The organism is Burkholderia territorii, assembly GCF_902833055.1.
GTDB lineage: Bacteria > Pseudomonadota > Gammaproteobacteria > Burkholderiales > Burkholderiaceae > Burkholderia > Burkholderia territorii.
Map to the genome: position 1 here is coordinate 1 of NZ_CADFEJ010000093.1, position 544 is coordinate 544.

A 544-nucleotide genomic window follows, 5' to 3' on the forward strand; every position below is an offset into this window, starting at 1 on the left:
TAGTTTTTCGAGTTCCGCGGAGGGAACGAATCGCGACTCGCGCGCCGGCCGGAGAAACCCGCGCGGCAAATAAAAAACCCCTCGAGCTTTTCAGCTTCGAGGGGTTTGCATTCTGGCGGAAAGGGTGGGATTCGAACCCACGGTACGGTATAACCGTACACCTGATTTCGAGTCCGGCGCATTCGACCTCTCTGCCACCTTTCCTTCTACTGCCCCGCCGTTCTGTAGGTCTCGTCCCGGCGAAGCAAGGATTATAGAACAACTCTTTCTGTCTTTCCAAGCCCTTTTCGCAAAAAAATTCTCGACCGGACTGACGAGGATGCCGCGCGCGATTTCCTCACGCAGCGGCATCCGATTCGCGAGCTCAGGCCGCCGAGCCCGGCAGCTCGATCTTCTCCAGGCCACCCAGGTACGGATGAGGCACGACGGGCACCGTCACCGAACCATCGGCGTTCTGGTAGTTCTCGAGCACGGCCACCAGCGTGCGTCCGACCGCGAGGCCCGAGCCGTTCAGCGTGTGCACGAGTTCGGGCTTGCCTTGCGC

The 544-nt window shown here is 60.3% G+C and carries 1 tRNA gene and 1 pseudogene; both read right to left on the bottom strand.

Annotation, left to right across the window (positions count from 1 at the left end):
* Window positions 1-113: 113 nt before the first annotated feature.
* Window positions 114-204 (bottom strand) — tRNA-Ser (locus HW466_RS31160).
* 160 nt (window positions 205-364) lie between these two features.
* Window positions 365-544, bottom strand: a pseudogene (locus tag HW466_RS31165) (serine--tRNA ligase); the annotation flags it as partial.